Source organism: Acidovorax sp. LjRoot204 (assembly GCF_056175785.1).
The window spans coordinates 16,627-41,295 of record NZ_JBGFFF010000013.1; the positions used below are offsets into that span (position 1 = coordinate 16,627).

The 24,669-nt window shown below is 67.1% G+C and carries 24 protein-coding genes and 1 riboswitch; of the genes, 10 read left to right on the top strand and 14 right to left on the bottom strand.

The genetic code is table 11. The features are described from left to right. Window positions 1–11 precede the first annotated feature (11 nt). Entirely contained in the window at window positions 12–1,346 is a 1,335-nt protein-coding gene (locus tag AC04MI_RS04630) for an FIST signal transduction protein (RefSeq protein ID WP_476497173.1), read from the top strand. Between the two features lie 58 nt (window positions 1,347–1,404). Here AC04MI_RS04630 and AC04MI_RS04635 read toward each other — a convergent pair whose 3' ends face one another. Next, window positions 1,405–2,730, bottom strand: coding sequence for a hemolysin family protein (locus AC04MI_RS04635; protein WP_099729105.1), 1,326 nt, complete (start codon window positions 2,728–2,730; stop codon window positions 1,405–1,407). 80 nt (window positions 2,731–2,810) lie between these two features. Then, window positions 2,811–3,986, bottom strand: a complete 1,176-nt coding sequence (locus AC04MI_RS04640; protein ID WP_436076913.1) for a rhodanese-like domain-containing protein — start codon at window positions 3,984–3,986, stop codon at window positions 2,811–2,813. Window positions 3,987–4,207: 221 nt separating this feature from the next. Here AC04MI_RS04640 and sorT point away from each other — a divergent pair, with 221 nt between their 5' ends. Further along, window positions 4,208–5,422 (top strand): SorT family sulfite dehydrogenase catalytic subunit, encoded by a 1,215-nt coding sequence (gene sorT, locus AC04MI_RS04645; RefSeq protein WP_436076914.1) that lies wholly within the window; start codon window positions 4,208–4,210, stop codon window positions 5,420–5,422. A 1-nt stretch (window position 5,423) separates the two neighbouring features. Next, window positions 5,424–5,762 (top strand): SorU family sulfite dehydrogenase c-type cytochrome subunit, encoded by a 339-nt coding sequence (sorU, locus tag AC04MI_RS04650; RefSeq protein ID WP_056065430.1) that lies wholly within the window; start codon window positions 5,424–5,426, stop codon window positions 5,760–5,762. Between the two features lie 56 nt (window positions 5,763–5,818). On the opposite strand, the gene AC04MI_RS04655 is transcribed toward sorU, so the two are convergent. Next, entirely contained in the window at window positions 5,819–7,138 is a 1,320-nt protein-coding gene (locus AC04MI_RS04655; RefSeq protein ID WP_476497175.1) for a D-amino acid dehydrogenase, read from the bottom strand. A 95-nt stretch (window positions 7,139–7,233) separates the two neighbouring features. Next, a riboswitch (glycine riboswitch) is annotated at window positions 7,234–7,345 on the bottom strand. A gap of 228 nt (window positions 7,346–7,573) precedes the next feature. Between AC04MI_RS04655 and AC04MI_RS04660 the strand changes: the two genes are divergently transcribed. Then, window positions 7,574–8,356, top strand: coding sequence for a 2-keto-4-pentenoate hydratase (locus AC04MI_RS04660; RefSeq protein ID WP_436076916.1), 783 nt, complete (start codon window positions 7,574–7,576; stop codon window positions 8,354–8,356). Window positions 8,357–8,422: 66 nt separating this feature from the next. On the opposite strand, the gene AC04MI_RS04665 is transcribed toward AC04MI_RS04660, so the two are convergent. The 7 genes from AC04MI_RS04665 to AC04MI_RS04695 all read right to left on the bottom strand — a co-directional run bounded on the left by AC04MI_RS04665 (window position 8,423) and on the right by AC04MI_RS04695 (window position 13,892). After that, window positions 8,423–8,878, bottom strand: coding sequence for a YXWGXW repeat-containing protein (locus AC04MI_RS04665; protein ID WP_436076917.1), 456 nt, complete (start codon window positions 8,876–8,878; stop codon window positions 8,423–8,425). A 156-nt stretch (window positions 8,879–9,034) separates the two neighbouring features. Further along, window positions 9,035–9,487, bottom strand: a complete 453-nt coding sequence (locus tag AC04MI_RS04670) for a YXWGXW repeat-containing protein (RefSeq protein ID WP_056065441.1) — start codon at window positions 9,485–9,487, stop codon at window positions 9,035–9,037. Window positions 9,488–9,690: 203 nt separating this feature from the next. After that, on the bottom strand, window positions 9,691–10,092 hold the full coding sequence (locus AC04MI_RS04675; protein WP_146872062.1) for a hypothetical protein: 402 nt from the start codon (window positions 10,090–10,092) through the stop codon (window positions 9,691–9,693). Further along, window positions 10,089–11,420, bottom strand: a complete 1,332-nt coding sequence (locus AC04MI_RS04680) for an ABC1 kinase family protein (RefSeq protein WP_436076918.1) — start codon at window positions 11,418–11,420, stop codon at window positions 10,089–10,091. Before AC04MI_RS04680 ends, AC04MI_RS04675 begins: the two co-directional genes overlap by 4 nt. After that, window positions 11,407–11,982: a DUF2867 domain-containing protein gene (locus AC04MI_RS04685; protein ID WP_436076919.1), complete on the bottom strand. Its 576-nt coding sequence runs from the start codon at window positions 11,980–11,982 to the stop codon at window positions 11,407–11,409. The genes AC04MI_RS04680 and AC04MI_RS04685 overlap by 14 nt, the downstream gene beginning before the upstream one ends. Then, complete coding sequence (locus tag AC04MI_RS04690; protein ID WP_476497177.1) at window positions 11,979–12,872, bottom strand: TetR/AcrR family transcriptional regulator; 894 nt, start codon at window positions 12,870–12,872, stop codon at window positions 11,979–11,981. The genes AC04MI_RS04685 and AC04MI_RS04690 overlap by 4 nt, the downstream gene beginning before the upstream one ends. A 288-nt stretch (window positions 12,873–13,160) precedes the next feature. Continuing rightward, the gene (locus tag AC04MI_RS04695; protein ID WP_476497179.1) at window positions 13,161–13,892 is read right to left on the bottom strand and encodes a helix-turn-helix domain-containing protein; all 732 of its coding nucleotides are present in this window, start codon (window positions 13,890–13,892) and stop codon (window positions 13,161–13,163) included. A 133-nt stretch (window positions 13,893–14,025) separates the two neighbouring features. Here AC04MI_RS04695 and AC04MI_RS04700 point away from each other — a divergent pair, with 133 nt between their 5' ends. Both AC04MI_RS04700 and AC04MI_RS04705 read left to right on the top strand, forming a co-directional pair. After that, the gene (locus AC04MI_RS04700) at window positions 14,026–14,913 is read left to right on the top strand and encodes a hypothetical protein (protein WP_436076921.1); all 888 of its coding nucleotides are present in this window, start codon (window positions 14,026–14,028) and stop codon (window positions 14,911–14,913) included. Between the two features lie 55 nt (window positions 14,914–14,968). Beyond that, window positions 14,969–16,909, top strand: coding sequence for an MFS transporter (locus AC04MI_RS04705; protein WP_476497181.1), 1,941 nt, complete (start codon window positions 14,969–14,971; stop codon window positions 16,907–16,909). Window positions 16,910–16,945: 36 nt separating this feature from the next. Here AC04MI_RS04705 and AC04MI_RS04710 read toward each other — a convergent pair whose 3' ends face one another. Together AC04MI_RS04710 and AC04MI_RS04715 are read right to left on the bottom strand one after the other, a co-directional pair. Next, window positions 16,946–17,944 (bottom strand): Bug family tripartite tricarboxylate transporter substrate binding protein, encoded by a 999-nt coding sequence (locus AC04MI_RS04710; RefSeq protein ID WP_436076923.1) that lies wholly within the window; start codon window positions 17,942–17,944, stop codon window positions 16,946–16,948. A gap of 124 nt (window positions 17,945–18,068) precedes the next feature. Next, window positions 18,069–19,085 carry a 1-aminocyclopropane-1-carboxylate deaminase gene (locus tag AC04MI_RS04715; protein ID WP_108498710.1) on the bottom strand — a complete coding sequence of 339 codons (1,017 nt, stop codon included), beginning with the start codon at window positions 19,083–19,085 and terminating at the stop codon, window positions 18,069–18,071. A gap of 162 nt (window positions 19,086–19,247) precedes the next feature. Between AC04MI_RS04715 and AC04MI_RS04720 the strand changes: the two genes are divergently transcribed. Beyond that, complete coding sequence (locus tag AC04MI_RS04720; RefSeq protein ID WP_476497183.1) at window positions 19,248–19,763, top strand: Lrp/AsnC family transcriptional regulator; 516 nt, start codon at window positions 19,248–19,250, stop codon at window positions 19,761–19,763. 22 nt (window positions 19,764–19,785) lie between these two features. Here the strand turns inward: AC04MI_RS04720 and AC04MI_RS04725 are convergent, their stop codons facing one another. Both AC04MI_RS04725 and AC04MI_RS04730 read right to left on the bottom strand, forming a co-directional pair. Beyond that, window positions 19,786–20,688: an EamA family transporter gene (locus tag AC04MI_RS04725; protein WP_476497194.1), complete on the bottom strand. Its 903-nt coding sequence runs from the start codon at window positions 20,686–20,688 to the stop codon at window positions 19,786–19,788. A 159-nt stretch (window positions 20,689–20,847) separates the two neighbouring features. Next, window positions 20,848–21,759, bottom strand: a complete 912-nt coding sequence (locus tag AC04MI_RS04730; RefSeq protein WP_056065468.1) for a LysR family transcriptional regulator — start codon at window positions 21,757–21,759, stop codon at window positions 20,848–20,850. Window positions 21,760–22,025: 266 nt separating this feature from the next. Here AC04MI_RS04730 and AC04MI_RS04735 point away from each other — a divergent pair, with 266 nt between their 5' ends. The 3 genes from AC04MI_RS04735 to AC04MI_RS04745 are packed head-to-tail and all read left to right on the top strand — an operon-like array spanning window position 22,026 to window position 24,635. Next, window positions 22,026–22,937: a SphA family protein gene (locus AC04MI_RS04735; RefSeq protein WP_082522512.1), complete on the top strand. Its 912-nt coding sequence runs from the start codon at window positions 22,026–22,028 to the stop codon at window positions 22,935–22,937. A gap of 25 nt (window positions 22,938–22,962) precedes the next feature. After that, the gene (locus AC04MI_RS04740; protein ID WP_099729118.1) at window positions 22,963–23,451 is read left to right on the top strand and encodes a hypothetical protein; all 489 of its coding nucleotides are present in this window, start codon (window positions 22,963–22,965) and stop codon (window positions 23,449–23,451) included. An 11-nt stretch (window positions 23,452–23,462) separates the two neighbouring features. Next, the gene (locus AC04MI_RS04745; protein WP_436076925.1) at window positions 23,463–24,635 is read left to right on the top strand and encodes an alpha/beta hydrolase family protein; all 1,173 of its coding nucleotides are present in this window, start codon (window positions 23,463–23,465) and stop codon (window positions 24,633–24,635) included. Window positions 24,636–24,669 lie beyond the last annotated feature (34 nt).

Below are 24,669 nucleotides of genomic sequence, written 5' to 3' on the forward strand. Positions count from 1 at the left end.
AGACCATCACCATGAAACTCTTCCCCACCGGCCATGCCACCCACCCGCARTGGCGCATGGCCGCYGCGCTGGTACTGGCGCAGTTGCGCGCCCAGATGGCACTGCCYGACTACGCGKCGKCGCCCACSCTSGGSCTGCTGTACATCACCGACCACTATGCCAACGAGGCCCAGGCGCTGCTCGACTACCTGAGCAGCGAACTGCCCGAGGTGACCGACTGGAGCGGTACCGTGGGCGTGGGCGTATCGGCCAACAATGCCGAATACTTTGACGAGCCCGCGCTGTCGGTCATGCTGCTCGATGTGCCGGCCGACCAGTACCGCGTGTTTTCTGGCGTGGCGCCGCTGCCCGCCCACGCGCCGCATGCCGACGCAGGTTTTGTGGCCCATACCGCGCTGGTGCATGCCGACGGCCACACGCCGGAATTGGGCGAACTGCTGACCGAGATGGCCGCGCGCACTGACACCGGCTACCTGTTTGGCGGCCTCAGCGCCAGCCGCACGGCCAGCGTGCAGTTTGCCGTGGGCGGCGACGGCAACATGGCTGGGCAGGGCGGTGCCAGCGGCGTGTTTGACGGGGGCCTCTCGGGCGTGGCGTTTGGCGCGGGCGTGTCGCTGGTGTCGCGCGTCACGCAGGGCTGCCAGCCCGTGGGCGCGCTGCACACCATCACGGCCGCGCAGGAGAACGTGGTGCTTGCGCTGGATGGCGAGCCGGCGCTGGATGTGCTGCTCGATACGCTGCAGGTGTCGCTCGACGGTGGCGACCCGCAGCCTGCCCTGCGCAAGGTGCGCGCCACGCTGGCCGGGCTGGTCAGTGCGGGTGAGCAGCCACAGGGCCAGCGCCGCACGGGCCACTTTGGCACCGACACGCGCGTGCGCCATATCCTGGGGTTGGACGGCTCCCGCCGGGGTGTGGCCCTGGCCGACCATGTGGAGCCCGGCATGCACCTGGCGTTCTGCCAGCGCAACGTGGCGGCCGCACGGGCAGACCTCATGCGCATCTGCGCCGAGATCCGCGAGGAACTATCGCCGGAGGAGCTGGAGCCCGCGCCCATGGTGGCGTCCGGCGCGCCAGGGGAACTGGCCGCTGCACCGGGCGTTGACGGACATGCTGGAGCGCAACCCCAGACGGGGCGGCGCATTTGCGGCGCGATCTATGTGAGCTGCTCGGGCCGGGGCGGGCCGCATTTTGGCGGGCCCAGCGCCGAGCTGCAGATCGTGCGCCATGCGCTGGGCGATGTGCCACTGGCCGGCTTTTTTGCGGGCGGCGAGATCGCCCACCACCATCTGTACGGCTACACCGGTGTGTTGACCGTGTTTGTGGACGGCGAGCCCTTGCCGTCCTGAGGTAGACGAGGGGAGGGGGGCTGGCTGGCGCAGCAGCCCCCGCCATCGTCAACGCCGGTCAGCCCGCGCCGTTCTCGTCGGACTCGGCTTTTTCCTCGGGCGTCAGCCGCGTGGCCAGGATCTTGTCGATGGTCTTGCCATCCATGTCCACCACTTCCAGCTTCCAGTCCTCCCACTGCACCGTGTCGGTCACCTTGGGCAGGCGGCCGGTCAGCAGCATGATCATGCCGCTGAGTGTGTGGTAGCGGCCGCGCTCTTCCTCGGGCACGGCGTCCAGGTTCAGGCGGTCCTTCAGCTCGGGCACGGGAATGTGGCCGTCCAGCAGCCAGCTGCCGTCCTCGCGCTGCAGCGCCCACGAGGTCTCGGGGTCGCGCGGCTGGAACTCGCCGGTGATGGCCTCGATGAGGTCCTGCAGCGTCACGATGCCCTGCACCTCGCCGTATTCGTCGATGACAAACGCCATGTGCACGTCCGACAGGCGGAAGTTGTCCAGCAGCTCCATGCCCGTGATGGTTTCGGGCACATACAGCGCCGTTTGCAGCGGCTGGTCGGCCAGGCCCCCACGCGCCTTGTCGCGCAGGGTGCGGGACAGCCACTGGCGCGCGTTGATCACCCCCAGGATGTTGTCCATGCCGCCGCGCACCACCGGGAAGCGCGCATGGTCGGACTCTTCAATGCACTGGAGGTTGTTTTCAAACGGCGCATCAATGTCCAGACACACCACATCCCCGCGCGGCACCATCAGCGAGCCGATCTGGCGGTCGTCCAGGCGGAACACGTTGCGCACCATGGTGTGCTCGTGCGACTCGATCACGCCGGCGGTGGTGCCTTCGACCAGCATGGCGTGGATCTCTTCTTCGGTCACCGGGCTGCCACTGGTTTCCTTCACGCCCAGCAGGCGCAGCAGGGTGCGCGTGGACGTGGACAGCAGCAGCACAAACGGCTTGGTGGCCAGCGCCAGAAAGTTGATGGGCCGTGCCACCAGGCGGGCAAAGGTCTCGGGGTACGACTGGCCGATGCGCTTGGGCACCAGTTCGCCCACCACGATGGAGAAGTACGTGATCAGCACCACCACCAGGCCCGTGGCCGCGTAGCCGCCGTAGGGCAGTGGCACCCCCAGGCGCTCCAGCCACGAGGCCAGTGGCGCGGCCAGCGCGGCTTCGCCCACGATACCGTTGAGCACGCCGATCGACGTGATGCCGATCTGGATGGTGGAGAGGAAGCGCGTGGGGTCTTCGCCCAGCTTCACGGCCGCGGCGGCACCGCTATCGCCCTCATCAATCAGCTTTTGCAACCGGACTTTGCGGGCCGTGACCAGAGCGATCTCTGACATGGCAAACAGGCCGTTGAGACAGATGAGGGCGAACAGTATTGCTATTTCCATACAAAGGGCGCCTTGCGCGCCCTTGGGAGTTGAGAAGCGACCAATTGTAAGGACAGGGGCCAGAGGCCTTGCGCAGACTCCTAGCCACCTTCGGTTGGCAGGCCGGTTTCGTCCCATTCGGGCAACCCGCCGCGCAGCCAGTACACCGACTGGAAGCCCTTGGCGGAGGCTACCTTGGCGGCCTTGTAGGACTTCCAGCATTCGGCGCCATTGCACGCAAAAATCACCGGCTTGGCTCTGTCCAGCCCTTGGAGCTTGTCCAGCGCCTGGAAGTCATCCTGCGCGGCATTGAAGGCCACGTCCTTGAGGCTCTTTTCCACATACGCAGCGAATACGGCCCCGCGGATGCGCTTGGTCTTGAATTCCTTTTCGGTGCGGGTGTCCACCAGCGTGGCGCCCTGCGCCAGCAGGGTCTGGGCCTCGCGCGCGGTGACACGGTTGACCCCAGGCAGGTTGGTGGGCGTGAACAGTCCCAGCTCGGCCACGCGGCGGTATTCCACCGCCTCTGGGCGCACGGAGACTGGCGGCAGGCCGCTGGCGGAGGACGACGCGTTGAACCACTGGGCCAGCTTGTTGCGCGCATCCGCCGGCAGGTCTTTTTTCACCACGATGGAGAACCCGCCCGGAACGGGCTGCGACGTGGCCAGCACCCGCGCGATGCCGGGGTGCGCCGCAGACCATTCGGCCCAGTCGTCCTCGCGCACCACGGTGGCATCGGCCGTGCCCAGGGTCAGGGCGGTGAGGCCCGCCTGGGGAAATTTTTCGTACTGCACGGCACGCAGGTCCTGGAACGACAGCCCTGCCTCGTTCAGCATGCCGCGCGCCATGTAGGTATAGACCGAGTCCTGCTGGGGCAGGTAGAGCCTGCGGCCCTTCATCGCAGGCATTGCCGCCAACTGCTGCAGCCCGACCAGCAGGTATCTGTCTGATTTTTGCGTAGCGCCCACCAGTTCGTAGCCGCGTTGCAATGCAGACGCAGCCACCTGGGCAGGGCCAATGAAGATGTCATAGCCCGCGCTGCGGGTGGCGCGCATCACGTCGGCCATATCGTCGCTGGTCGTCAGTGCCACCGACTGGCCCGCGGCTTTCGACAGGCCTGATTCGGCAGCGGTGCGCAGGATGGAATGCGCCGCCTTGCGGGCGGTGGGTTCCACGGCCACGATGGCCGTCAGCTGGGCCTGTGCTGCGCTGCATCCCAGCCATAGGACAAGTAGCAGTCCCAGCGGGCCTCGGGTCGGTTTTCTGGTGGTGTTCATTGCGCTGCTCCTCTCCCCAAAACAAAGCGCGAATATGCCCACGCCCCCCGCACCTGCGTACGAATGTTTCCGATCTTTTGTTCTTGTTACTTCTGCTAACGATGCCGTGCGTGCGGCAGGAGGAGTGACCGCACAGAATGCGGGCTGACCCGATCCCCCGTCCCCGCCCAATGGCGAGGGGCCACAAGGTTTTGTCCACCCCACTATTTGGAGACGTTTCCATGAAAGATTCGATGACCCTGCCGCGCCGCCACATGTTGGCCGGAAGTGCTGCCGCCCTGAGCGCGCTGGGCCTGGCCGGATGGACGGGCAGTGTGCGGGCCCAGCAGGCCGCAGCCTCTGCGGCCAAGCCGCTGCCCGCCTATGCGGGGTGGAAGTCGCCGGATGCGTTGATCGTGCACAGCAGCAGCACCCTGGAGACGCGCCGCTCCGCGTTCGGCACCAGCGTCATCACGCCGTCCAACCAGCTGTACGTGCGCAACAACCTGCCTGCGCCCGACGCGGCCATCCTGGACAACCGCGACGCGTGGACGGTGTCCGTCGAAGGGGTCAAGAGCCCGCGCAGCCTGACCCTGGCGGAGCTCAAGACGCTGGGCGTGGAGACCGTGGCCACCGTGCTGCAGTGCTCGGGCAATGGCCGGGGCTTTTTCCCCAGCAAGCCCAGCGGCACCCCCTGGTCGGTGGGCGCTGCCGGTTGTGTGGTCTGGAGCGGTGTGCCGCTGCGCAACGTGGTGGCCGCCCTGGGCGGGCTGGCCGATGGTGCCGCCTACCTGACCGGCACGGGGGGCGAGAAGCTGCCCGAAGGTGTGGACCCGCTGTCGGTACTGGTGGAGCGCTCGGTGCCCGTGAAGGCGATGGACGACGCCCTGCTGGCCTGGGAGATGAACGGCGAGCCGCTGTCGCTGGCGCATGGCGGCCCGCTGCGGCTGGTGGTGCCCGGCTACCAGGGCGTGAACAACATCAAGTACGTCAAGCGCGTTGCGTTTACCAGCGCACAGTCGCAGGCGCGCATCATGTCGCACGGCTACCGCATGTCGCCGCCCGGCAGCAAGGCCAGCCCCGACCAGCCTTCGGTGTGGGAGATGGGCGTGAAGTCGTGGATCAACGGCCCCTTGCCCGACAAGGGGGCACTCAAGCCCGGACAGGTGCAGGTGCATGGCGTGGCCTTTGGCGGCACGCGCGGCATCAAGGGCGTGGAGGTGTCGGCCGATGGCGGCAAGACCTGGTTGGCGGCCAAGCTCATCGGCCCCGACCTGGGCCCCTTTGCCTGGCGGCAGTTTGCGCTGCCCGTGCGCCTGGAGGCGGGCACCCATGTGCTGGCCAGCCGCGCCACCGACACGGCGGGCAATGTGCAGGCCGAGCAGCGCGAGGAAAACCTGGGCGGCTACAACAACGCCAGCTGGCGCGACCACGCCGTTACCGTGACTGTGGCCTGACATGGGTGGATTGAACCGAGCGCGCCGCCTCGCCGTGGCGGTGTGGTCGGCTGGCGCCTGTGCGTCGGCCTGGGCCGCCGACCCTGCCGAACTGGCGCGGGGCAAGGAGCTGTTCACCAAGATCCAGCCCGCCTGCGCCGTGTGCCACACACTGCAGGCCGCCGGGGCCGAGGGCCAAGTAGGCCCGGTGCTGGATGAGCTGAAACCCGACGCCGGCCGTGTGCTGCGTGCGCTCAAGGCAGGCATCGGCGTGATGCCGTCCTATGCCGAGCGCATGAGCGAGAAGGACATGCTGGCCGTGGCGCAGTTTGTGGCACACGCCACAGGCGCCGCCAAGTAGGCGCAGCCTCTCGCGGCGGTTGCAGCAGCCTTGCCTCGCTGCAATCGCGCGCTGCTTCAGGCCGCCGTGCGCGACGGCACCAGCGCCGCGCCCGCCGCGCGCCCCTGCAAGCCCTGGAACGCAAAGTCCACCTCGGGCACGCGGCCGCTCACGATGTCGGCCAACGCCTTGCCCGAGCCGCAGGCATGCGTCCAGCCCAGCGTGCCGTGGCCGGTGTTGAGGAACAGGTTGCCCACCTTCGTCTTGCCGATCAGCGGCACGTTGCTGGGCGTGGCGGGGCGCAGGCCGCTCCAGAACTGGGCCTGGCTCGCGTCGCCCGCGCCAGGGAAGAGTTGCTCCACGCGCCGCACGATGGCCTCGCAGCGCACCTGGTTCAGGTGGCGGTCATAGCCGTTCAGCTCGGCCGTGCCGGCAATGCGCAGGCGATCACCGCCGCGTTCGCTGGTGTAGCGCGAGAACACGAGCTTGAACTCGTCGTCCGTCAGGCTCACCTGGTGCGCCTTGCTGGCGTCCTTGACCGGCATGGTCACCGAGTAGCCCTTGGCCGGGTAGATGGGCAGCTGGATGCCCAGTGGCTGCGCCAGCAGCGGGCTGAACGAGCCCATGGCCAGCACAAACGCATCGCCGCGCACGCGCTCGAAGCGGCCTTCGGCATTGGTCACTTCCACATGGTCGATGCGGCCGCCTGCCTCGCGCAGCGCGGTGATGTGGTGGCCCATGCGGAACTGCACGCCCGCCGCCTCGCACAGCTTGGCCAGCTCGCGCGTGAACTGGTTGGCGTCGCCGGATTCGTCCTCGGCCGTGAAGGTGGCGCCCGCCAGCTGCGGGCGGATGTGGGCCAGCGCAGRCTCGATGCGCACGGCCTCGTCGGCGCTGATGACCTGGCGCTCGCAGCCGAGTTGGCGCATTTGCTCGGCAGGGGCCAGGGCGCCGTCGAATTCTTTTTGGTTGGTATAGAAGTGCAGGATGCCCTGCGTGCGCTGGTCGTACTGGAGGCCGGTGGCCGCGCGCAGCTGCTGCAGCGTGTCGCGGCTGTAGGTGCCCAGGCGCACGATCTGCTCGATGTTGTGGCGCGTGCGCGCGGGCGTGCAGTTGCGCAGGAAGGACAGGCCCCACAGCCATTGCCGCATGTCGGCGCGCAGGCGGAACAGCAGCGGAGCATCCTCTTTGCCCAGCCACTGCAGCACCTTGAGCGGCGCACTGGGGTTGGCCCAGGGTTCGGCGTGGCTCACCGAGATCTGGCCGCCGTTGGCAAAACTGGTTTCGGCGCCGGGCGCACCCTGGCGGTCGATGACGGTCACCTCGTGGCCGAGTTGCGAAAGGAAATAAGCCGAAGTCACGCCGAGCAAGCCGGCGCCCAAAACGATCACGCGCATGATTTTCAAAGCCTTTCTGGGCTCTGGCGCTAGAACAACATGCGCTGGCAGCTATGAATTCAATAGCGTGCAGCTGGCGCATGAATGCCCTAGCTGCCGCTCCCCCTGTCCTTGGTACCTGAGAGATTCACCGCCACCCACCCGGGCTGCGGCTTGCTCCTTCGGTGCGCTTCGCGTTGCGCGAAGCGGCTCTCCAGACGGCTTTGATGAATGGTGCAGTACGGGACCTGAGCGTGTATGGGAGTTTGCGCCTTCGGTGCAGCGGCGGCCTGTGGCTGCCGTGCTCTCCTGCGAGGCCGATTCTAGGGGCCAAGCCTGCGCGCAAGATCAACTCCGGCTGCTAATGGGGCGCAATCGTTGCTGATGCAGCGGGGCGGGGCCGCTGGTGAAGGTGCCGATAATCCGCCGACCCCTCGTCCCACTGAGAGTTTTGCCATGCCCCCCGCCACTTTGGACCCTGTCGCCAGCGCCGCCGTCATTACCCAGGCCCGGGAGGGACGCACCCCCCGCCCGCTGGACTTTCCCGCAGGGCTTCGCCCACGCGATGCCGCCGAGGCCTACGCGGTGCAGGACGCCGTGGTGCGTGCGCGCGGGGAGATCGCAGGCTGGAAGGTCGGCGCCGCGTCGCCCCAGGCGCAACCCGCGCGGGCCGCTCTCACGCGCGATTCGGTGTGGGTGGCCGCAGAGGGTGAGGTGGTTGCTCTGTCTGCCGCGGGTTTTGCCGTGATGGGCGTGGAGGCGGAGCTGGTGTACGAACTGGGGGCTGACCTGCCCGCCCGCGCCACCCCCTACAGCGCCGCCGAGGTGCTGGCGGCGGTGGTGTCGGTGCGCGCCGCCATTGAGGTGTGCGACACGCGCTTTGCTGCATGGGCGCAACAGGGCGAGTGGAGCCGTCTGGCCGACCAGGCCTGCCACGGGGCGCTGATTGTGGGGACTGGCACCAACGATGTGGCCGCCGTGCAGCCCCTGGCGCAAGCGGTGACCTTGTCGGTGAACGGGGCAGTGGCCGTGCAGCATGCCACCTGGGGCAATCCGGCGGGCGACCCGCTGCGGCTGCTGGTGTGGCTGGCCAACGAAGGCGCGCGCAGCCTGGGCGGGCTGCGCGCGGGGCAGTGGGTCACCACGGGGTCGTGCACCGGCACCGTGCTGGTGGCGCCAGGTACCGAAGTGGTGGCGGACTTTCCGGGGCTCGGTCAGGCTGTGTTGTTGCTGCGGTAGCAGTGTCTGCCGCTACCGCGGGGACGGAGCCTGCTCAGCGCCCTGGTCGCGGCGGGAGCTGCTCCCTCAATTGCGGCGCGGGTTGTCCGGCTGGCTGTCACGGCGGTTGGGCACACCGTCGCCATCGCGGTCCCGGTCGTTGCGGTTGGAGATGCCGTCACCGTCGCGGTCCCAGCCACCGCGTAGCATCTCCCACCGGCCTTCGCGTTCGATCCACTGGGGCTGGCGATATTGGTAGCCGTTGCGCGCTTGCACCCAGTGGCCGCGCACCCAGTGGTGGCGGTTGCCACGCCATTCCCAGTGGCCTTCTTCCCATACCTGGCCTCGGCGAGGGCGGGGCATCGCTTCATTGCGCGGAGGTGGCGGCGCAGGAATCACCTGGTAGGTGGGCGCAGTCTGGTAGCCGCGCTCGGGTTGGCCGGACTGAATGATGACAGTGCCCTGGGTGGCGGCCTGCGCAGGAGCGAAGGCCAAAAACGCCATAAGCGCGAGGGATGCTGCAGTGAGCGGGTGGCGGGCCATGAGTGTCTCCTGTGGGTGGTTCGATGCGGAACCGGGTGTATCGATGGTGCACGGGTACCTTGCGCCGCGCTGTAGGCGCGATGCCGCCCCTGGCGTAGGCGCAGGGGGGCGCTCTGGGGCTGGCCTGCGCGCTACCGCAGGCGGCTGCCCCTCGGCTTAACGGCGGTATGGGTTGTCCGGGCGATGGTCGTAGCGGTTGGGCACGCCATCACCATCGCGGTCCCGGTCATGGCGGTTCGGTACACCGTCGCCATCGCGGTCCCAGCCCCCGGGCTGCATGTTCCACCGGCCGCCGTGTTCGACCCAGCGGGGCTCGCGGTAGTGGTAGCCCGGGCGGGCCTTCACCCAGTAGCCCTGCATCCACACATGGCGGTGGCCGCGCCACTCCCAGTGGCCGGGCACCCACACCATGCCGCGGCGCGGGTGGGGTGCCACCTCGTAGCGGGGTGGGGGAGGTGCCTGGTACTGCACAAGTACCGGGGCGGGTTGCCGGTAGACGGGTGTACCAGCCTGGATGACAACGGTGGCGCTGGTCTGCGCCTGCGCCGCGCTCGCGGCGCCCAGCGACAGCAGGGCGATGGACACAGCGGCAAGTGCTTTGCGGGCCATAAGGTTCTCCTCAGATGTGATTCCTTGCGGAACCGGAGACTTCATGGTGCGCAGGCTGCGTCAAGCCGGTGTAGTCCCATTGCGAAGCTTTGTGAAGTTGTGTTGCCGACTTCGGAGGCAAACGGTTGCAGCGTGATGTTTGTCACGCTTGCCCAGGCAACCTGCGTCGGCGTCCCCCATTCACCCGCCCCCGATGGCTTGCTTCAGCGCCACCACACCAGAGCCGCAATCACCAGCAACGCACACCATGCCGGGTGTCTGCCATGCGTGGCAAAGAACACCAGCACGCCACTGGCCAGGGTGGCAAGGCCCACCACATCGGCGGCCCAGGCGCCCAGGGCAGCGTCCCAAGGCGCGGTGCCCAGGCGCCAGAGCAGGGCGCTCAACGCCCAGCTCAGCACCGAGGCCACATGCCAAGTGCCCCACAGGATGCGCAGGTGCGGGGTATGCAGCACCTGCCGCGCAGTGCCGGGCTCCATGCGCCCCGCCGTTTGGTGCCCCTGCGTGCGCAGGCTGCGAAACAACAGAAGCTCTCCCAGCACCGAATGGGCCACACCCACCAGGGCCAGCCCGGCTGCCGCCAGGGTCAGCGCCGTGTTGGTCATGGGTGAATGGCCAGCGCCTCGTTGGCTCGGGTGTGCACGCGGGCACCCAGCTGCGTCAGCAGGTGCATCAGCCCCATCCACATGCGCTCGAATGCGGGCATCTCGCCAGGGACGTGGGCCAGGTGCTGGCCCAGCACGCGCTGGTGCTGGCCGGGGGTGATGGGCGGCGGTGTCTTGGTGCCAAAGTCAAACACCGGCTGGGTGAAGGGCTCCATCTGCCAGGCCTGCATCTCGGCCAGTGCGGGGGCGAGTTCGCTGGTGTAGGCCTGCACGGTCAGGTCCTTGCGCAAGAGCCCCAGCGCCTGGTAGGCCTGCAGCACCTGCGCGGTGCGCGCGGGGTCGGCGGGAGCGCGCAGCAGGGCCGACCACGCCTGCACCACCTGCGCCCGGAATGCGCTGGGCAGGGCACGCGTGCAGCCAAAGTCGAGCACGCCCACCGTGCCATCGGGCGCGAACAGAAAGTTGCCCGGATGCGGGTCGGCATGCACTCGCCCCAGCACAAAAATGCAGTGCATGAACCAGTCCCACAGGTGCTGCCCAGCCTGGTCACGCAGCGCCTGCGATGGCTGTGTGGCCAGCCAGGCCTGCAGCGGCTGGCCTGGCAGAAACTGCTGCGTGAGCACCTGGGCCCGCGTGTGCGAGAGCAGGGGCTGCGCCATCACCACGCCTGGCCTGGCCGCGTGCTGGGCGAACCACTGCATTTGTTCAGCCTCCTGCAGGTAGTCCACCTCGCGCAGCAGCGTGGCCTCGATCTCGGCCATCACGCTGTCCAGTACGGCATCCGCAGGCAAAGGCATGTCGGTGTGGGCCAGCGCGCGCAGCGCGGCGCGCATCAGTTGCATGTCGCTCGCAATGGTGGCGGCAATGCCGGGGTACTGCACCTTGACAGCCACCGTGCCGTGGCCGGCCAGCTGTGCGCGGTGCACCTGGCCCAGGCTGGCGGCGGCAAACGCAGTGGGTTCAAAGTGGTCGAACAGCGCCTCTGGCTCCTGCCCGAAGGCCTGGCGGAACACGCGGCCCACCAGGGCTCGGTTGAGCGGCAGGGCTTGGTGGTGGGCGCGAGCCAGTTCGCTGCGCACGCCGTCGGGCAGCAGGCCCGGGTGCATGCTGAGCAGCTGTGACACCTTGAGCGCCGAGCCGCGCAGCTGCCCCAGCGCACCAAACAAGATGCGGCCCAGCGCCGCCTCGTGCTCGGTCTGCGCCTGGGCCGAGCGCTTGCGTGTGCGGTGCGAGAGCTCGGCCATGCCGATGCGCGCTGCTGCGAGCCCCGTGATGGCACTGCGGGCCAGCTTGCCGGTGCGGGGTGCTTCCGCCTCAGTTTTGGCCATGGTCTGCCAGGCGCTGCGCTGTGCCGCGCGCTATGACACGGTGGATCGGCGTGATCACCGCCATGTAGGCATGGCCGAGTGTGTTGTGGATGTGCACCACCGTGCTCAGCACCACGCGGGGCGTGGCGCCAGGGGCGGCGGGCTGTTTGCAGATGGACACCTGCACGTCCAGGTGTTTGTCGTCCTGGCCCATCACCACCTCGGTGTCGCTCAGATGCCGGATGCGGAAGATGCCGACGCGGTCGCCCACGCGGTAACTGCGCGCGTCGCGCAGAGGCTGGCCACTGGCGGGTGGATGGTCATCGTGCAGCTGGCCCAGGTCCTTCAGGCCCACCAGGCGCACGGCCTTGTTGCGCACGAACATGAGGGCGCGGGTCCATGCCGGGGTGCGGGCCGCCACGTCCAGCCACGACTGCAGGGCAGAGCGTGTGGGGTGCCGGTCGGCCACCTCGTAGGCATCAAAAAAATCTGCGCCCGGCAGTGTGGCGTGGATGGCGGTGCCGGGCGGCACTTGTGTGGCGCGCGCGGTGGTGGGCGCGGCGAGGGCAGGGGTCGCATTCATGGAGCGCTCTTTTTCTTGCGAGGCGTGGCTTTGGGCTGGGCGGCCGGTGCCTCGGTGGGGGGCGTGGCAGCGCGGGGCTTGCGCTGCGTGCGAGGGGGCAGCGAAGGCGTGGTGGCCGGGCTTGCGGCGGCGGCTGCCATGGGAGCAGGTGCCCGGGCTGTGGGGGCGCTGGCCATGGCCTGCTGGGCCATGTGCAGCATGCCCATCAGGCCGCTGCCGTGTTGCACCACGCGGGCCATCTGGCTGCGCAGCACAAAGCCGCCCAGTTGCAGCACGCGGTTGACCAGCCCGCCGCGCAGCGCCTGCACCAGCACGCCCAGCGACAGGTCCACCAGCTGCGTGGTGTCGGCAAATTCGTCGGAGGTGTCGGCCAGCCAGTAACTCACCACACCCGCCAGGTAGTCGGTGTAGAGGCTGCCCGCCAGGCCCTTGAAGTCGCAGGGCTCGATCTCGCCGCTGGCCTCGGCGGCTTCCAGAAAGCTCGCCACCGCATCGCGCAGGTTTTGGCGCGCTGCCAGCGGCTCGGCCAGCATCGACAGCGGCGAGCGCCGGGYCAGGCCGCGCACCTGGGCCACGAACTCGCGGTCGGCCAGCAGGCGCTCCAGCACGGCATCGGTCAGGCGCTGCAGCTTTTCTTGCAGGCCGTAGCCCGCAAAGCCCGGCGTCTGCAGCGTGTCGGCCAGCGCCTGGTGGGCCACGTCGTCCAGGTAGCCCAGCACGATGCGATCCTTGGTCGGAAAGTATTTGTAGATCGTGGCGTCGCCAATGCCGGCGGCCCGCGCGATGTCTTTCATCGTCGTGCCGTCAAAGCCCTGGCGGGTCATGAGGTCCACCGCGCTGGCCACGATCTGGCGGCGCGTGGCGTCTTGCTGCTGGCGGGTGGTTTTCATTTGACTATTCTTAAATTGATTAAATTTACAATTTAAAGAATAGTTATTTCTGTTTGTGGCGTCAAGCCACCTCTTGCCGGGCGCAAGGAGGTTTTTTGAGGCGTTTTAGCCCCAAGCGCATATATTTCATGTGCTGATAGCTATCAAAAAGATAGTGATTGGAGGCTGGTTCATGGCACTGCGGCCAGTCCCCGCACCTGTGAGGCGGCCGCTGCGCTCAACCAAGGGCAGAAGTTGGCTGGCAGCGACGGCTGCCGCTTGCAGGTGCCCGCGAAATCGGCGGGACGCTTACCGCCGCATGCTGGCAAACGCCTCGAACTCCCAGCTSCGCATSSCCAGCAGCAGSGTGTAGCCCTCGCGCTCGCGGTCGGGCAGCTTCTGGTCGGYCWGGTGCTGCTGSGCAAAGTCCTGCGCCACGCGCTGCATACGCTCCATGAAGGCGGGTGCCAGGCTGCGGCTGATGTTGCCGTGCACCAGCAGCACGCCTTCGCCCAGTCCGTCAAAGCCACCCGCAAAGTAGTCCAGCAGCGCATGGTCGCGGAAGTAGTTCATCACCGGGCCGTGCGGGCGCCAGCGGAAGGTCTTGGCCAGCTTGAGGCGGTAGCGGTTGAGCGGCCGCAGCTCGATGATGCCGATGCGGTCCAGCTGCGCCAGGTACTTGATGCCTTCGGCCTCGGTCAGGCGGTAGTAGCCGGTCACCTGCTCCAGCGTCCACTGGCTCAGCACACAAATTGCCATCAGCAGCAGCTTCTTGTCGGCCACTACGGCCTTTTCCTGCTCGTGGGTCAGCTCTTTCAGCAAGGGCTGCTCGTCGGCCACGCGCCGCGCCAGGTCGGCAAAGTCCAGCGCCAGCGCGCGGCAGATGGCGTCGATGCGCGACAGCGGCATGTCTCCCTTGGCCAGCATGCGCTTGACGCTGGACTCGGCCATGCCCAGCGCCTGCGCCAGGTCGGCGTAGGTCATCTGCGCGGTCTTGAGTTCTTTTTTCAGGGCGGTGACGAGGTCGGCGGTCGTGCTCATGGGTTGGGGACTCCTGGGTATCAATTATCAATACCTGAAGGTGCGTGGGTAGCCCCTTGCGCGACTTTTTAAGGCGGCCGATGCGGCCGCTGCCCACACTGCGCGGCATCGTTCACTTTCTACGGTGTGTGTGATGTCTTCTTCCCCTGTGACTCCCCTTCGTGCGCGCGGCCTGGCAACGCTGTCGCGACTGTCGGGTGCCGAAACCGGCTTGCTGCTGGGCGCGACTGCACTACTTGCCCTGGCGCTGTTCGGCCCGGTGCTGCCCGCCAGTGCGCACCAGCATGACTTTGCCGACCAGCGCACGTTATGGGGCATCCCCTGTGCGCTGGATGTATTGAGCAACCTGGCCTTCGCCTTGGCAGGTGCATGGGGTTGGTGGGTGCTGCGCCGTGTGCCGCCGGCCACGCTGGACGCCACCTCCCGTGCGCTGGCCGCCCTGTTCTTTGGCGGGCTGCTGTGCACCGCCGCAGGCTCTGCTCTGTACCACTGGCAGCCGCAGGACGCAGGCCTGCTGTGGGACCGTTTGGGCATGGTCCTGCCCTTTGCGGGGCTGCTGGGTCTGGCGGCTGCCAGCCGGGTGAGCGCGCGGGCGGGCGTGGCCGCCGCTGGCGCCGTGCTGCTGGCCGGGCCGATGGCCGTGTGGGTCTGGGTGCACACAGGCAACTTGTTGCCCTGGGCCGTGGTGCAACTGGGCGGTCTGCTGGTGGTGCTGGGGCTGGCATGCCTTCCACGCCGGGTCGATGGCCTGGCGCTGCACCTGGGCGTGGTGGTGGTGCTGTACGCCCTGGCCAAGCTGCTGGAGGCGGCAGACCACTCGGTGTTCGAGGCCACGGGCGGATGGGTGTCAGGCCACAGCCTCAAGCATGTGCTGGCGGCGGGCGCGGCCTGGCCGGTGCTGACGGCACTGGGGGCGCTGGTGGCTTTGCGCCACAGTGACGCGGCGGCGATGCCGCTGGTCATGCCGTCCGGGCAGAATGGCGCCCACGCCGTGGGTGTCGCCCGCAGATCCGGCGCATGAAGCGCAGGTCCGGAAAATTCCAACAAGCCAACCCATCGGAAACGAGGAGAAACGCATGAGCCCCGACACCGCCTCCACCAGCGTGGCCCCCGCACCCACGCACGAGGACCCGAACCAGTTTGCCCTGCTACGTCAGCGGCGGTTTGCACCCTTCTTCTGGACGCAGTTTTCGGGTGCGGCCAACGACAATCTCTTCAAGTTCGCCTTCACGGTGATGGTGACCTACCAGCTCAGTGTGGACTGGCTGCCGCCGGCCATGGCGGGGCTGGTGATCGGCGCCCTGTTCATCCTGCCGTTCTTGCTGTTCTCGGCCACGTCGGGCCAGCTGACCGACAAGTACGACAAGACGAAGATGATCCGCTTCGTGAAGAACCTGGAGATCGCCATCATGCTGGTGGCGGCCRTGGGTTTCATTGCGGGCAATATCCCCATCCTGCTGCTGTGCACCTTCTTGATGGGCGTGCACTCCACGCTGTTTGGCCCGGTCAAGTTTGCCTACATGCCCCAGGTGCTCAACGAGCGGGAGCTSACGGGYGGCAACGGCATGGTCGAGATGGGCACSTTYGTSGCCATCCTGCTGGGCAATGTGGCGGGTGGACTGCTGGTGGCCATCCCGGGCATCGGCCACACCACGGTGGCCGTGGCCTGTGTGGTGGCGGCACTGGTCGGGCGCGCGGTGGCGCAGTTCATCCCCTCGGTGCCGGCCACCGATCCGGGCCTGACCATCAACTGGAATCCCTTCACCGAAACCTGGCGCAACCTCAAGCTSGCCCACGAGAACATCGTGGTGTTCCGCTCGCTSCTGGGCATCAGCTGGATGTGGTTCTTCGGCGCGGTGTTCCTGAGCCAGTTCCCCAGCCTGGCCAAGAACGTGCTGCATGGCAACGAGCAGGTGGCGTCGCTGCTGCTGGTGGTGTTCTCCATCGGCATTGGTGTGGGTTCGCTGCTGTGCGAGGTGCTCTCGCGCCGACACGTCGAGATCGGCTTGGTGCCGCTGGGCGCCATYGGCATGAGCGTGTTCKCCATCGACCTGTAYTTYGCGTCGCGCAGCCTGCCAGCGTCCGAGATCATGGGCCTGGCCGCCTTCATGGCCCAGGGCGCGCACTGGCGCGTGATGSYSGACCTGGCGCTGCTSWSSCTSTTYGCGGGCCTGTACAGCGTGCCSATGTAYGCRCTGATCCAGMTGCGCAGCCAGCCCACGCACCGYGCRCGCATCATCGCGGCCAACAACATCCTSAAYGCGCTGTTCATGATCGGCAGYTCGCTCATCGCSGGCGCCTTGCTGGGCGCSGGTTTCACGRTKCCGCAGATCTTCCTGTTCACCGGTWTWGCCAACGCSSTGGTGGCGTTCTACATCTTCATGCTGGTGCCCGAGTACCTGCTGCGCTTTATCGCCTGGGTGTCGTCGCGGTTCGTATACCGCTTCAAGGTGCAGGGCGACGAAAACCTGCCGTCCACCGGCGCGGCCATCCTGGCCTGCAACCACGTGAGCTTTGTGGACGCCGTGCTGCTTATGGCCGCCAGCCCACGCCCCATCTACTTCGTGATGGACCACCGCATCTTCCGCGTGCCCGTGCTGGGCTGGCTGTTCCGCCTGGCCAAGGCGATCCCGATTTCGTCGTACAAGGAAGACCCGAAGACCTACGAAGCGGCCTTTGACCGCGCGGCCCAAGTGTTGCGCGAAGGCGACCTGCTGGCCATCTTCCCTGAGGGGGGCATCACCAAGGACGGGCAGTTGCAGGAGTTCAAGGGCGGCATCATGAAGATCATCGAGCGTGCGCGTGCAGAGGGCGTGGAGGCGCCGGTGATCCCCATGGCGCTGACCAACCTGTGGGGCTCGTACTTCAGCCGCATTGAAAAGGGTGGCGCCATGGTGCGGCCGTTTCGCCGGGGGTTCTACAGCCGGGTGGGGCTGAATGTGGGCTCTGCCGTGGCATCGACCGAGGTGCAGCCCATACTGCTGCGCGAGCGGGTGCAGAAGCTGCTGGCGGCCTGACGGCCAAGAGTGCAAGCCGCCCGTGGCTGGGCGGGCTCAGTCCGCCCGAATTTGCGCGCGCTGGGCAATGGCGCGCATGCGTGGCAACTCGTCTTCGATCTGCGCCAGCACGGCATCGCCCGTGGCGTAAGACGGCTCCAGCCCTGCGGCGATGAGCTTGCTGCGGATTTCGGCGTCCGCCAGGGTCTCGGCCAGGGCCTTGTGCAATTTGGCCTTGGCCTCGGCGGGCAGGCCGCGCGGCGCGACCACGGCCAGCCAGGAATCGGCCGAGAACCCCGGGAAGCCACTTTCTGCCACCGTGGGCACGTCGGGCAGCTGCGTGGCCCGCGTGGCGCCCGTGACGGCGATGGCCTTGATCTTGCCCGCCTTGAGCTGTGGCAGTGCTGCCGCCACGGTGTCGATGGTGAAGGGGATCTGCCCGCCCATCAGGTCGGCCATGGCGGGGGCGCTGCCCCGGTAAGGCACGTGCATCAGCTTGATGCCCGCGGCCGACCAGGTCAGCTCGGCTGCGAAATGCCCCGTGGTTCCGTTGCCAAACGAGCCGTAGGAGAACTTGTCGGGCGTGCGCTGAACGGCAGCGATCAGCTGCCGGAGGTTGTTGACCGGCACATCGCGGTGGGCCAGCAGAATCAGGGGCACACGGGCGACGAGGCCAACGGGCTCGTAGCTTTTGACGGGGTCGTAGGGCAGCTTGGCGTTCAGCGCGGGGTTTACGGTGAAGGTGGAGCCGGAGCTGATCAGCAGCGTGTAGCCATCGGCAGGCGCATTGGCCACATACGCCGCACCCACCACGGTGCCCGCGCCCGCCTTGTTCTCGACCACGATGGGCTGGCCCAGGCGGTTGCCCAGCTTCTTGCTGATGGTGCGGCCCACGATGTCTACGGCGCCCCCTGGCGGAAAGGGCACGACCAACTGCACCGGCTTGGCGGGATAACCGTCGGCATGGGCGAGCCGTAACGTGCCGAGTCCCAGCCCTGCGACGGCTGCCGCCACGAGGATCACGCTACGCCGACTGACAAGCTGCAAGCACTTCATGGGGGCTCCTTGGATCGGGGGTACGGACGGGGCCCTTGCCTGGCGGTCAAGGGCCCTTTGAATAGGTGCTTAGATCAACGACAGCCCGGCCAGCTGTGCCAGCCGTCGCTGCTCGCTGGACGCATCAGCCGTTGCGAAAAAGAAAGCTGTAGGCGTTCAACGCCGGCACCCCTCCCAGGTGCGCATAGAGCACGCGGGAGCCTTCGGGGAATTCGCCCTTGCGCACCATGTCGATCATGCCGTGCATGGACTTGCCTTCGTACACCGGGTCGGTCAGCATGCCCTCCTGGCGGGCGCACAGGCGGATGGCTTCGAGCGTGCCCTCGTTGGGCAGGCCGTACTCGGGGCCGCCGTACCGGGTGTCCAGGATCACGTCGTCGGCCGTGATCTCCTGGCCCAGTTCTACCAGCTTGGCCGTGTTCTGTGCGATGCGCAGCACCTGGGCATGGGTTTTTTCGGGCTTGGCGGAGGCGTCGATGCCGATCACCTTGCGCGCCCGGCCGTCGGCCGCAAAGCCCACCACCATGCCCGCCTGCGTACTGCCCGTGACCGAGCACACGACGATGTAGTCGAACTGGAAGCCCAGCTCTTTTTCTTGCTGGCGCACTTCTTCGGCAAAGCCCACAAAGCCCAGGCCACCGTACGGGTGCTCGGAGCAGCCTGCGGGGATGGGGAAGGGCTTGCCGCCGGCCTTCTTCACGTCTTCCATGGCCTGCTCCCAGCTGGGGCGGATGCCGATGTCAAAGCCCGCTGCGTCCAGGCGTACGTCGGCGCCCATGATGCGGCTCATCTCGATGTTGCCCACGCGGTCGTACACCGCGTCGGAGTAGTTCACCCAGTTCTCTTGCACCAGCACGCACTTCATGCCCAGGTGTGCAGCCACGGCGGCCACCTGGCGCGTCTGGTTGGACTGGATGCCGCCGATGGAGACCAGCGTGTCGTAGCCGCCCGCAATCGCCTCGGGGATCAGGTATTCGAGCTTGCGCGTCTTGTTGCCGCCGAAGGCGAGGCCCGAGTTGCAGTCCTCGCGCTTGGCATACAGGTGCACCTTGCCGCCGAGGTGGGCCGACAGGCGCGGCAGCGCCGTGATGGGAGAGGGGCCGAAGGTGAGCGGGTGGCGGGCAAATTTCTGCAGGTTCATGGCGGTGTTCCGGTCGATGAAGAGGGGGCGCAAGCGGGGGGGCTTGCAGTGCCTTCATCGTAGAAAAACACGCGCGTCAAGTGGTTGCAAAATTTTCCAAAATTTCAGTGTTTCAGGTTGATGGATCAGAATGTCAGGGATAAATATTTCTCTGGGTGACCTATGAGCGCAACAAAAGTTCGTCCCAAGAATGCGCCGCAGGCTGATGTCTCGGCCGAGCTGGACCGTACCGACAAAGCCATCCTGCGCCAGCTGCAGCGTGATGCGTCGCTCTCCAACGTGGCACTGGCCGAGAAGGTGCATCTGAGCCCGCCCGCCTGCCTGCGCCGGGTGGAGCGCCTCAGGCGCCTGGGACTCATCGATAAGGTGGTGGCGCTGCTCAACCCCCAGGCGGTGGGTGCGGGAATGCTGGTGATGATTGGSGTGGTGCTSGACCGCTCCACGCCCGATTCMTTYGCCGAKTTYGARAAGGCSGCGSMMAARGTMTCSGGCTGCMTSGAATGCCAYGTGGTCACSGGCGAGTTCGACTACTTCATGCTSGTGCGMACGCGCGACAACGACAGCTTCAACCGCCTGCATGCCGAGCAGCTGCTSTACCTGCCGGGSGTGCGGCAGGTCCGCTCGTTCATGGTGCTGCGCAACGTGCTCTCGACCACCGAGTTGCCGCTGGCGGTGTAGCGGCCTGCGTCCGACCGACCGCTTACTGGGCGCCGCGCAGCCGTCCCATCATGGCCGCCCAGGCCGGGCCGCCAAACACGTTGACCACCAAGCCCGCCATCAAGAGCCCGGCGCCTGCAAAGTGCACGGGCAGCAACTGCTCGCCAAACGCCACCCAGCCCGTGGTCAGGCCCACCACGGGCACCAGCAGCGTGAAGGGCGCCACGCGGTTCACGGGGTAGCGCGACATGAGGTAGGTCCACAGCCCGAAGCCCAGCAGCGTCGAAATCCACGCGATATAGGCCACGGCGGCCATCGATTGGAAGGACAGGTGCTGCACGGCCGCCCACACCGTGGCGGGCCCATCCAGCCACAGCGACAGCGCCACAAAAGGCAGCGGCGCCACTACGCTGGACCAGACGATGAAGGCAAACTGGTTCATCGGCCCATACCGCCCCACAGCGCGGGTGACGATATTGYCGCAGCCCCACATGGCGGCTGCCGCCACGGTCAGCGCAAAGCCTGCCAGGGGCATGGAGGCGCCATGCGCGCTGCCGATCAGCACCAGCCCGCAGCCTGCCAGCGCCAGGCCCGCCACCTGGTTGCCATGCCATTTCTCGCGCAGCCACCACGCGGCCAGCAGCAGGGTGAAGAACGACTGCGACTGCAACACCAGCGATGCCAGGCCCGAGGGCATGCCGATGTGGATGGCGGTGAACAGCAGCGCAAACTGGCCCACGGCCATGGTCATGCCGTACAGCAGGTACAGCCGTAGCGGCACCTTGGGCGGCTTGACAAACAGGAGCGCCGGGAAGGCTGCGAGCAGGTAGCGCAGCGCTCCCAGCAGCAGGGGCGGCACACCGGCCACGCCCACCTTGATGACGGCGAAATTGAGGCCCCAGACCACGATGACGAGCAGGGCCAGGGCGAGGTCGCGGGGGCGCAGGGAAGAGGGCATGGTGTTGCGGAAGTGGCCGTGGACGGGCTCCGATTGTGGCTTGCACACCTCGGCCATAGCGGCGGTGTTCGGCCAGGTTTCCGATCAAAACGGGACATTTTGCGCACCCCCCCACGCACCGCACTGCAGCGCAGCGGCATGCGTGGGCTAGATGCGCGCGGCCACGGCCATGGCCCGCTCGCGCAGCCACTCCAGCCCAGGGTCCTTGTCGCGGTGCCGGTGCCACTGCAGCTTCTGGCGCATGGGCGGAATCTCCAGGGGCGGCTCCCAGATGCGCACGGGCAGGCCGAGCTGAACGGCACGCAGGGCGATGCGTTTGTGCACCGTGGCCACACGGTGGGTGCCAATCACCAGGCTGGGCAGGGCGGCCATGGTGGGCGCCGAGATCTCGATGCGGCGCTTCACGCCAAAGCGTTCGAGAAACCAGCCGTCGAACGCCGGGATGTGCCGCGCGCCCGAATAGTCGGCCACCACATGGCCGGCGGCCAGGTAGTCGTCAAAGCTCAGCGCTTCGGAGATGTGGGGGTTTCCCTCCCAGGTGATGCACAGGTAGGTTTCCTCGAACAGCGTGACGCTCGGGTGCCTGGGCGAGGCGTATTGCTCGGGAATGATGAGGACGTCGGCCCCGTATTCCTCCAGCTGCTCGACAGGCCGGTTGTTCTGCGCACGCAGGTGCAGTTGCACCCCTGGCGCTTCCTGAAACAGCTGCTCGATCAGCGGTTGCATGAGCACCGTGGTCGTGAAATCGGACACCAGCAGGGTGAAGCTGCGGGTGGATGTGGCGGGGTCGAACCGGGGCTTTTCTGCGATGGTGCTGTCGATGCGCATCAGGACCTCGCGCACGGGGTCCAGCAGCCCCTCGGCACGCGGCGTCAGCACCATGGTGCGGCCTTGCTGCACCAGCAGCTCATCGTCGAAATAGGTGCGCAGGCGCGCCAGGGCGTTGCTGGTGGCGGGCTGGCTCAGGTGCAGGCGTTCCCCGGCGCGGCTGATGCTGCGTTCGGTGAGCAGGGCGTCCAGTGCCACGAGCAGGTTCAGGTCCAGTTTGTTAAAGCGCATGGGCAGCAGGGATCGATCAAGGTATGTGGTTTCTTCCGCGCTCCCAGCCAGATGCAACAGGGGCCCGCAGAGTCCTTGATGTATTCATGGGATCAATACTTCGAATGGAATCAATCCATTTGATCTAAGTTAAGGCCGATCTTAATCTCGCTCCCGTCCTGCCACTTGGCAGACCCGATGAGGGGCCCACCTGTGCTACCGAGGCCCTGTCGAGCAAAGCGAAAACACGCCCAGCCTGGCTGGATGCGTAGAAAAAGGAGACAACGATGAAGACGGTACTTTCCCGCGCCGGGCAGGCGGCGGGCTGCATGTTGCTGAGCCTGTTGGGTGCACCCCAGGCCCAGGCTTTCGAAGGGGGCGTGTCGCCCTTCCCGGTCGGATCGACCGGCGAATACGTGGCCGGCCTGCCGCCCATTCCCGGGTTGTTTGTGCTGGAGCAGGTGCACCACACCACCTCCAGCGGTCTGTATGACAACCACGGTGACAAGCGACCCATCCCGTTCAAGCTGAGCGCAACCTCGGCCACCACGCGGCTGCTGGCGTCCTACGACATGACGGTGCTGGGCGCGCGGCTGTATTCGCAGCTGGTGATTCCTGCCGTCTCCTTGCGCACCGACGTCGCCGGCCACAGCGAGCGGCACAGCGGGGTGGCCAACATCACCGTCTCGCCCGCCGTGCTGCGCTGGAGCCTGACAGACAAGACCTATGCCGTGGCGGGCCTGGACATCGCGCTGCCCAATGGCTCCTACGACCCGCACCGGCCCAGCGTGTCCACCGGCTACACCTCGGTCCAGCCGGTGCTCGGGATTCGCCACACCGATCCGAGCGGCCTGGATATTGGCCTCATCAACCGCCTGATGGTGAACCGTGAAAACAGCACCACCCATTACCGCTCGGGCAGCGGCTATGTGGGCGAATTCACCGCTGGCTGGAACGTCGGCCCCTGGAAGATGGGCATGGTGGGTTCGTACCTTCACCAGTTCACGGACGACAAGCAAGGCGGCGCCACCATCCAGGACAACCGCGCACGCAGCTTTGCGCTGGGGCCCTCGCTCAACTACAACGCCGGCCCCTTCAGCGTGAGCCTGAGCTACCAGCGGGGCCTCTACGCCGCCAATACCACCAAGAACAACGTGCTGGGCATCGGGATCGCCATTCCGCTGTGGATCAAGCACTGACCTCGCGCATCTCGCACGGCACACCATGATGAAGAATTACCTGATGGCGTCCCCGCTGCTCGCCGCCAGCGCGCTGGTCCATGCAGCCGCGCCCGCTGAGCCGCAGGCGGTTTTCGACCGCTATGTGCAGGCCGTGCACGCGGCAGACATGGGTGCGGTGCGTGCGCTGATCGCCCCGGATGTCGAGCGATCGGACTACCCGGCTTGCACTGCGCCGATGGACAACCCGACCTGCCTGGCGCTCTACATCGACCAGACCGTGGTGCAGCCGCGCGCACGGCTCGCCGTGCTTTCGGTGGAGGTGCGCGCCAGTGAGTTGACCGCCCGGCTGGAGGTGCGCAGCCCGCTGTACGAGCAGGCGGGCGTGGAGCGCATCGTTGGCAGCGATGTGCTGCGCATCGAGGGCGGCCAGATCCGGGCCTTCCGCTTTGTGCCGGACTTCGCAGACCCCGCCACGGCCCGCTTCTTCGCCAGCATCGGCATCACGCCGCGCCCCCGCAGTTCCCAACCCTGAGTCTGAAATAGATGTTCAAGTATTTCCCCACCAACTACGTCTGGAACCTGTCCGTCGATCTCGCCATTGAAATGGGCGCGCGCATCGGCGAGATCGAGGAGATGTGCGCCCCCCTGCAAGAGGCCGCCAAGGCCCCGGATGCTGCTGGCACGCAGGCCTTTCGCGAGACCTGGGTGCGCATGGCCGACAAGCTCTGCGGACTGGCCGAAGAAGACGAAGCCCGGGGTCGCATGCTTTCGGCCGGTGAGAAGTACCGGCGCGCTGCGAGCTACCTGATCACCGCTGAGCGGCTGCAGGCGCACAACGCACCGGGCCGCCTGGCCATCTACCGCCGCGAACTGGAGCTGTTCCTCAAAGGCTCGGCCCTGCTGGGCGATCCAGTGGAGCGCGTGGAAATTCCGTACGAGGGAACCCACCTCTCTGCCCTCTATTACCCGGCCAAGGGGCTCCGGCCGGGCCAGCGGGCGCCGATTCTGGTGCAGCTCAACGGGCTGGACTCGACCAAGGAAATGAAGCACCTGGTTGGACTGCCTGCGTGGCTGGTCCACCGTGGCGTGTCCTCCCTGGTTGTGGATCAGCCAGGGACCGGCGAAGCCCTGCGTCTGCACGGACTGACCGCGCGGTACGACACCGAGCACTGGGCCAGCCGCGTGGTGGACTGGCTGGAGCAACACCCCGCCGTGGACCCGAAGCGCATCGGCTGCGAAGGCGTGTCCCTGGGGGGCTACTACTGCCCGCGCAGTGTGGCGATGGAGCCGCGCTTTGCCTGCGGCGTGGCCTGGGGCGCGAACCACGACTGGCGGGACGTGCAAGAGCGCCGCTTGCAGAAAGAAGGCGACTTCCCGGTGCCGCACTACTGGGCCCACGTGTGCTGGGTATGGGGTGCCAAGGACATCGACGACTTCATGCGGATCGCGCAGAACGTGCACCTGGACGGCGTGGTCGAGAAGATCCGCGTGCCTTTCCTGGTCACGCACGGCGAGCGTGATTCGCAAATCCCGCTGAAGTGGGCGCACCGCACCTACGAGCAGCTGGTCAACAGCCCCCGGCGAGAACTCAAGGTGTTCACCGACCGCGAAGGCGGCTCGCAGCACGCGAGCTTTGACAACAGCATCAATGCGGGCCACTACATCGCGGATTGGGTGGCAGAAGTCCTGGGCGGACACACCGCCTGCAGGGCTTGAAGCCCCACCGCACCACTGACACCACAAAGGATCA

What these genes read in the sequence shown, in the direction of transcription:
- AC04MI_RS04635 (WP_099729105.1), bottom strand. Translation starts at nt 2,730, where the DNA reads ATGGAAATAGCAATACTGTTCGCCCTCATCTGTCTCAACGGCCTGTTT.
- AC04MI_RS04640 (WP_436076913.1), bottom strand. Translation starts at nt 3,986, where the DNA reads ATGAACACCACCAGAAAACCGACCCGAGGCCCGCTGGGACTGCTACTT.
- sorT (WP_436076914.1), top strand. Translation starts at nt 4,208, where the DNA reads ATGAAAGATTCGATGACCCTGCCGCGCCGCCACATGTTGGCCGGAAGT.
- sorU (WP_056065430.1), top strand. Translation starts at nt 5,424, where the DNA reads ATGGGTGGATTGAACCGAGCGCGCCGCCTCGCCGTGGCGGTGTGGTCG.
- AC04MI_RS04660 (WP_436076916.1), top strand. Translation starts at nt 7,574, where the DNA reads ATGCCCCCCGCCACTTTGGACCCTGTCGCCAGCGCCGCCGTCATTACC.
- AC04MI_RS04665 (WP_436076917.1), bottom strand. Translation starts at nt 8,878, where the DNA reads ATGGCCCGCCACCCGCTCACTGCAGCATCCCTCGCGCTTATGGCGTTT.
- AC04MI_RS04670 (WP_056065441.1), bottom strand. Translation starts at nt 9,487, where the DNA reads ATGGCCCGCAAAGCACTTGCCGCTGTGTCCATCGCCCTGCTGTCGCTG.
- AC04MI_RS04675 (WP_146872062.1), bottom strand. Translation starts at nt 10,092, where the DNA reads ATGACCAACACGGCGCTGACCCTGGCGGCAGCCGGGCTGGCCCTGGTG.
- AC04MI_RS04680 (WP_436076918.1), bottom strand. Translation starts at nt 11,420, where the DNA reads ATGGCCAAAACTGAGGCGGAAGCACCCCGCACCGGCAAGCTGGCCCGC.
- AC04MI_RS04685 (WP_436076919.1), bottom strand. Translation starts at nt 11,982, where the DNA reads ATGAATGCGACCCCTGCCCTCGCCGCGCCCACCACCGCGCGCGCCACA.
- AC04MI_RS04700 (WP_436076921.1), top strand. Translation starts at nt 14,026, where the DNA reads ATGTCTTCTTCCCCTGTGACTCCCCTTCGTGCGCGCGGCCTGGCAACG.
- AC04MI_RS04710 (WP_436076923.1), bottom strand. Translation starts at nt 17,944, where the DNA reads ATGAAGTGCTTGCAGCTTGTCAGTCGGCGTAGCGTGATCCTCGTGGCG.
- AC04MI_RS04715 (WP_108498710.1), bottom strand. Translation starts at nt 19,085, where the DNA reads ATGAACCTGCAGAAATTTGCCCGCCACCCGCTCACCTTCGGCCCCTCT.
- AC04MI_RS04730 (WP_056065468.1), bottom strand. Translation starts at nt 21,759, where the DNA reads ATGCGCTTTAACAAACTGGACCTGAACCTGCTCGTGGCACTGGACGCC.
- AC04MI_RS04735 (WP_082522512.1), top strand. Translation starts at nt 22,026, where the DNA reads ATGAAGACGGTACTTTCCCGCGCCGGGCAGGCGGCGGGCTGCATGTTG.
- AC04MI_RS04740 (WP_099729118.1), top strand. Translation starts at nt 22,963, where the DNA reads ATGATGAAGAATTACCTGATGGCGTCCCCGCTGCTCGCCGCCAGCGCG.
- AC04MI_RS04745 (WP_436076925.1), top strand. Translation starts at nt 23,463, where the DNA reads ATGTTCAAGTATTTCCCCACCAACTACGTCTGGAACCTGTCCGTCGAT.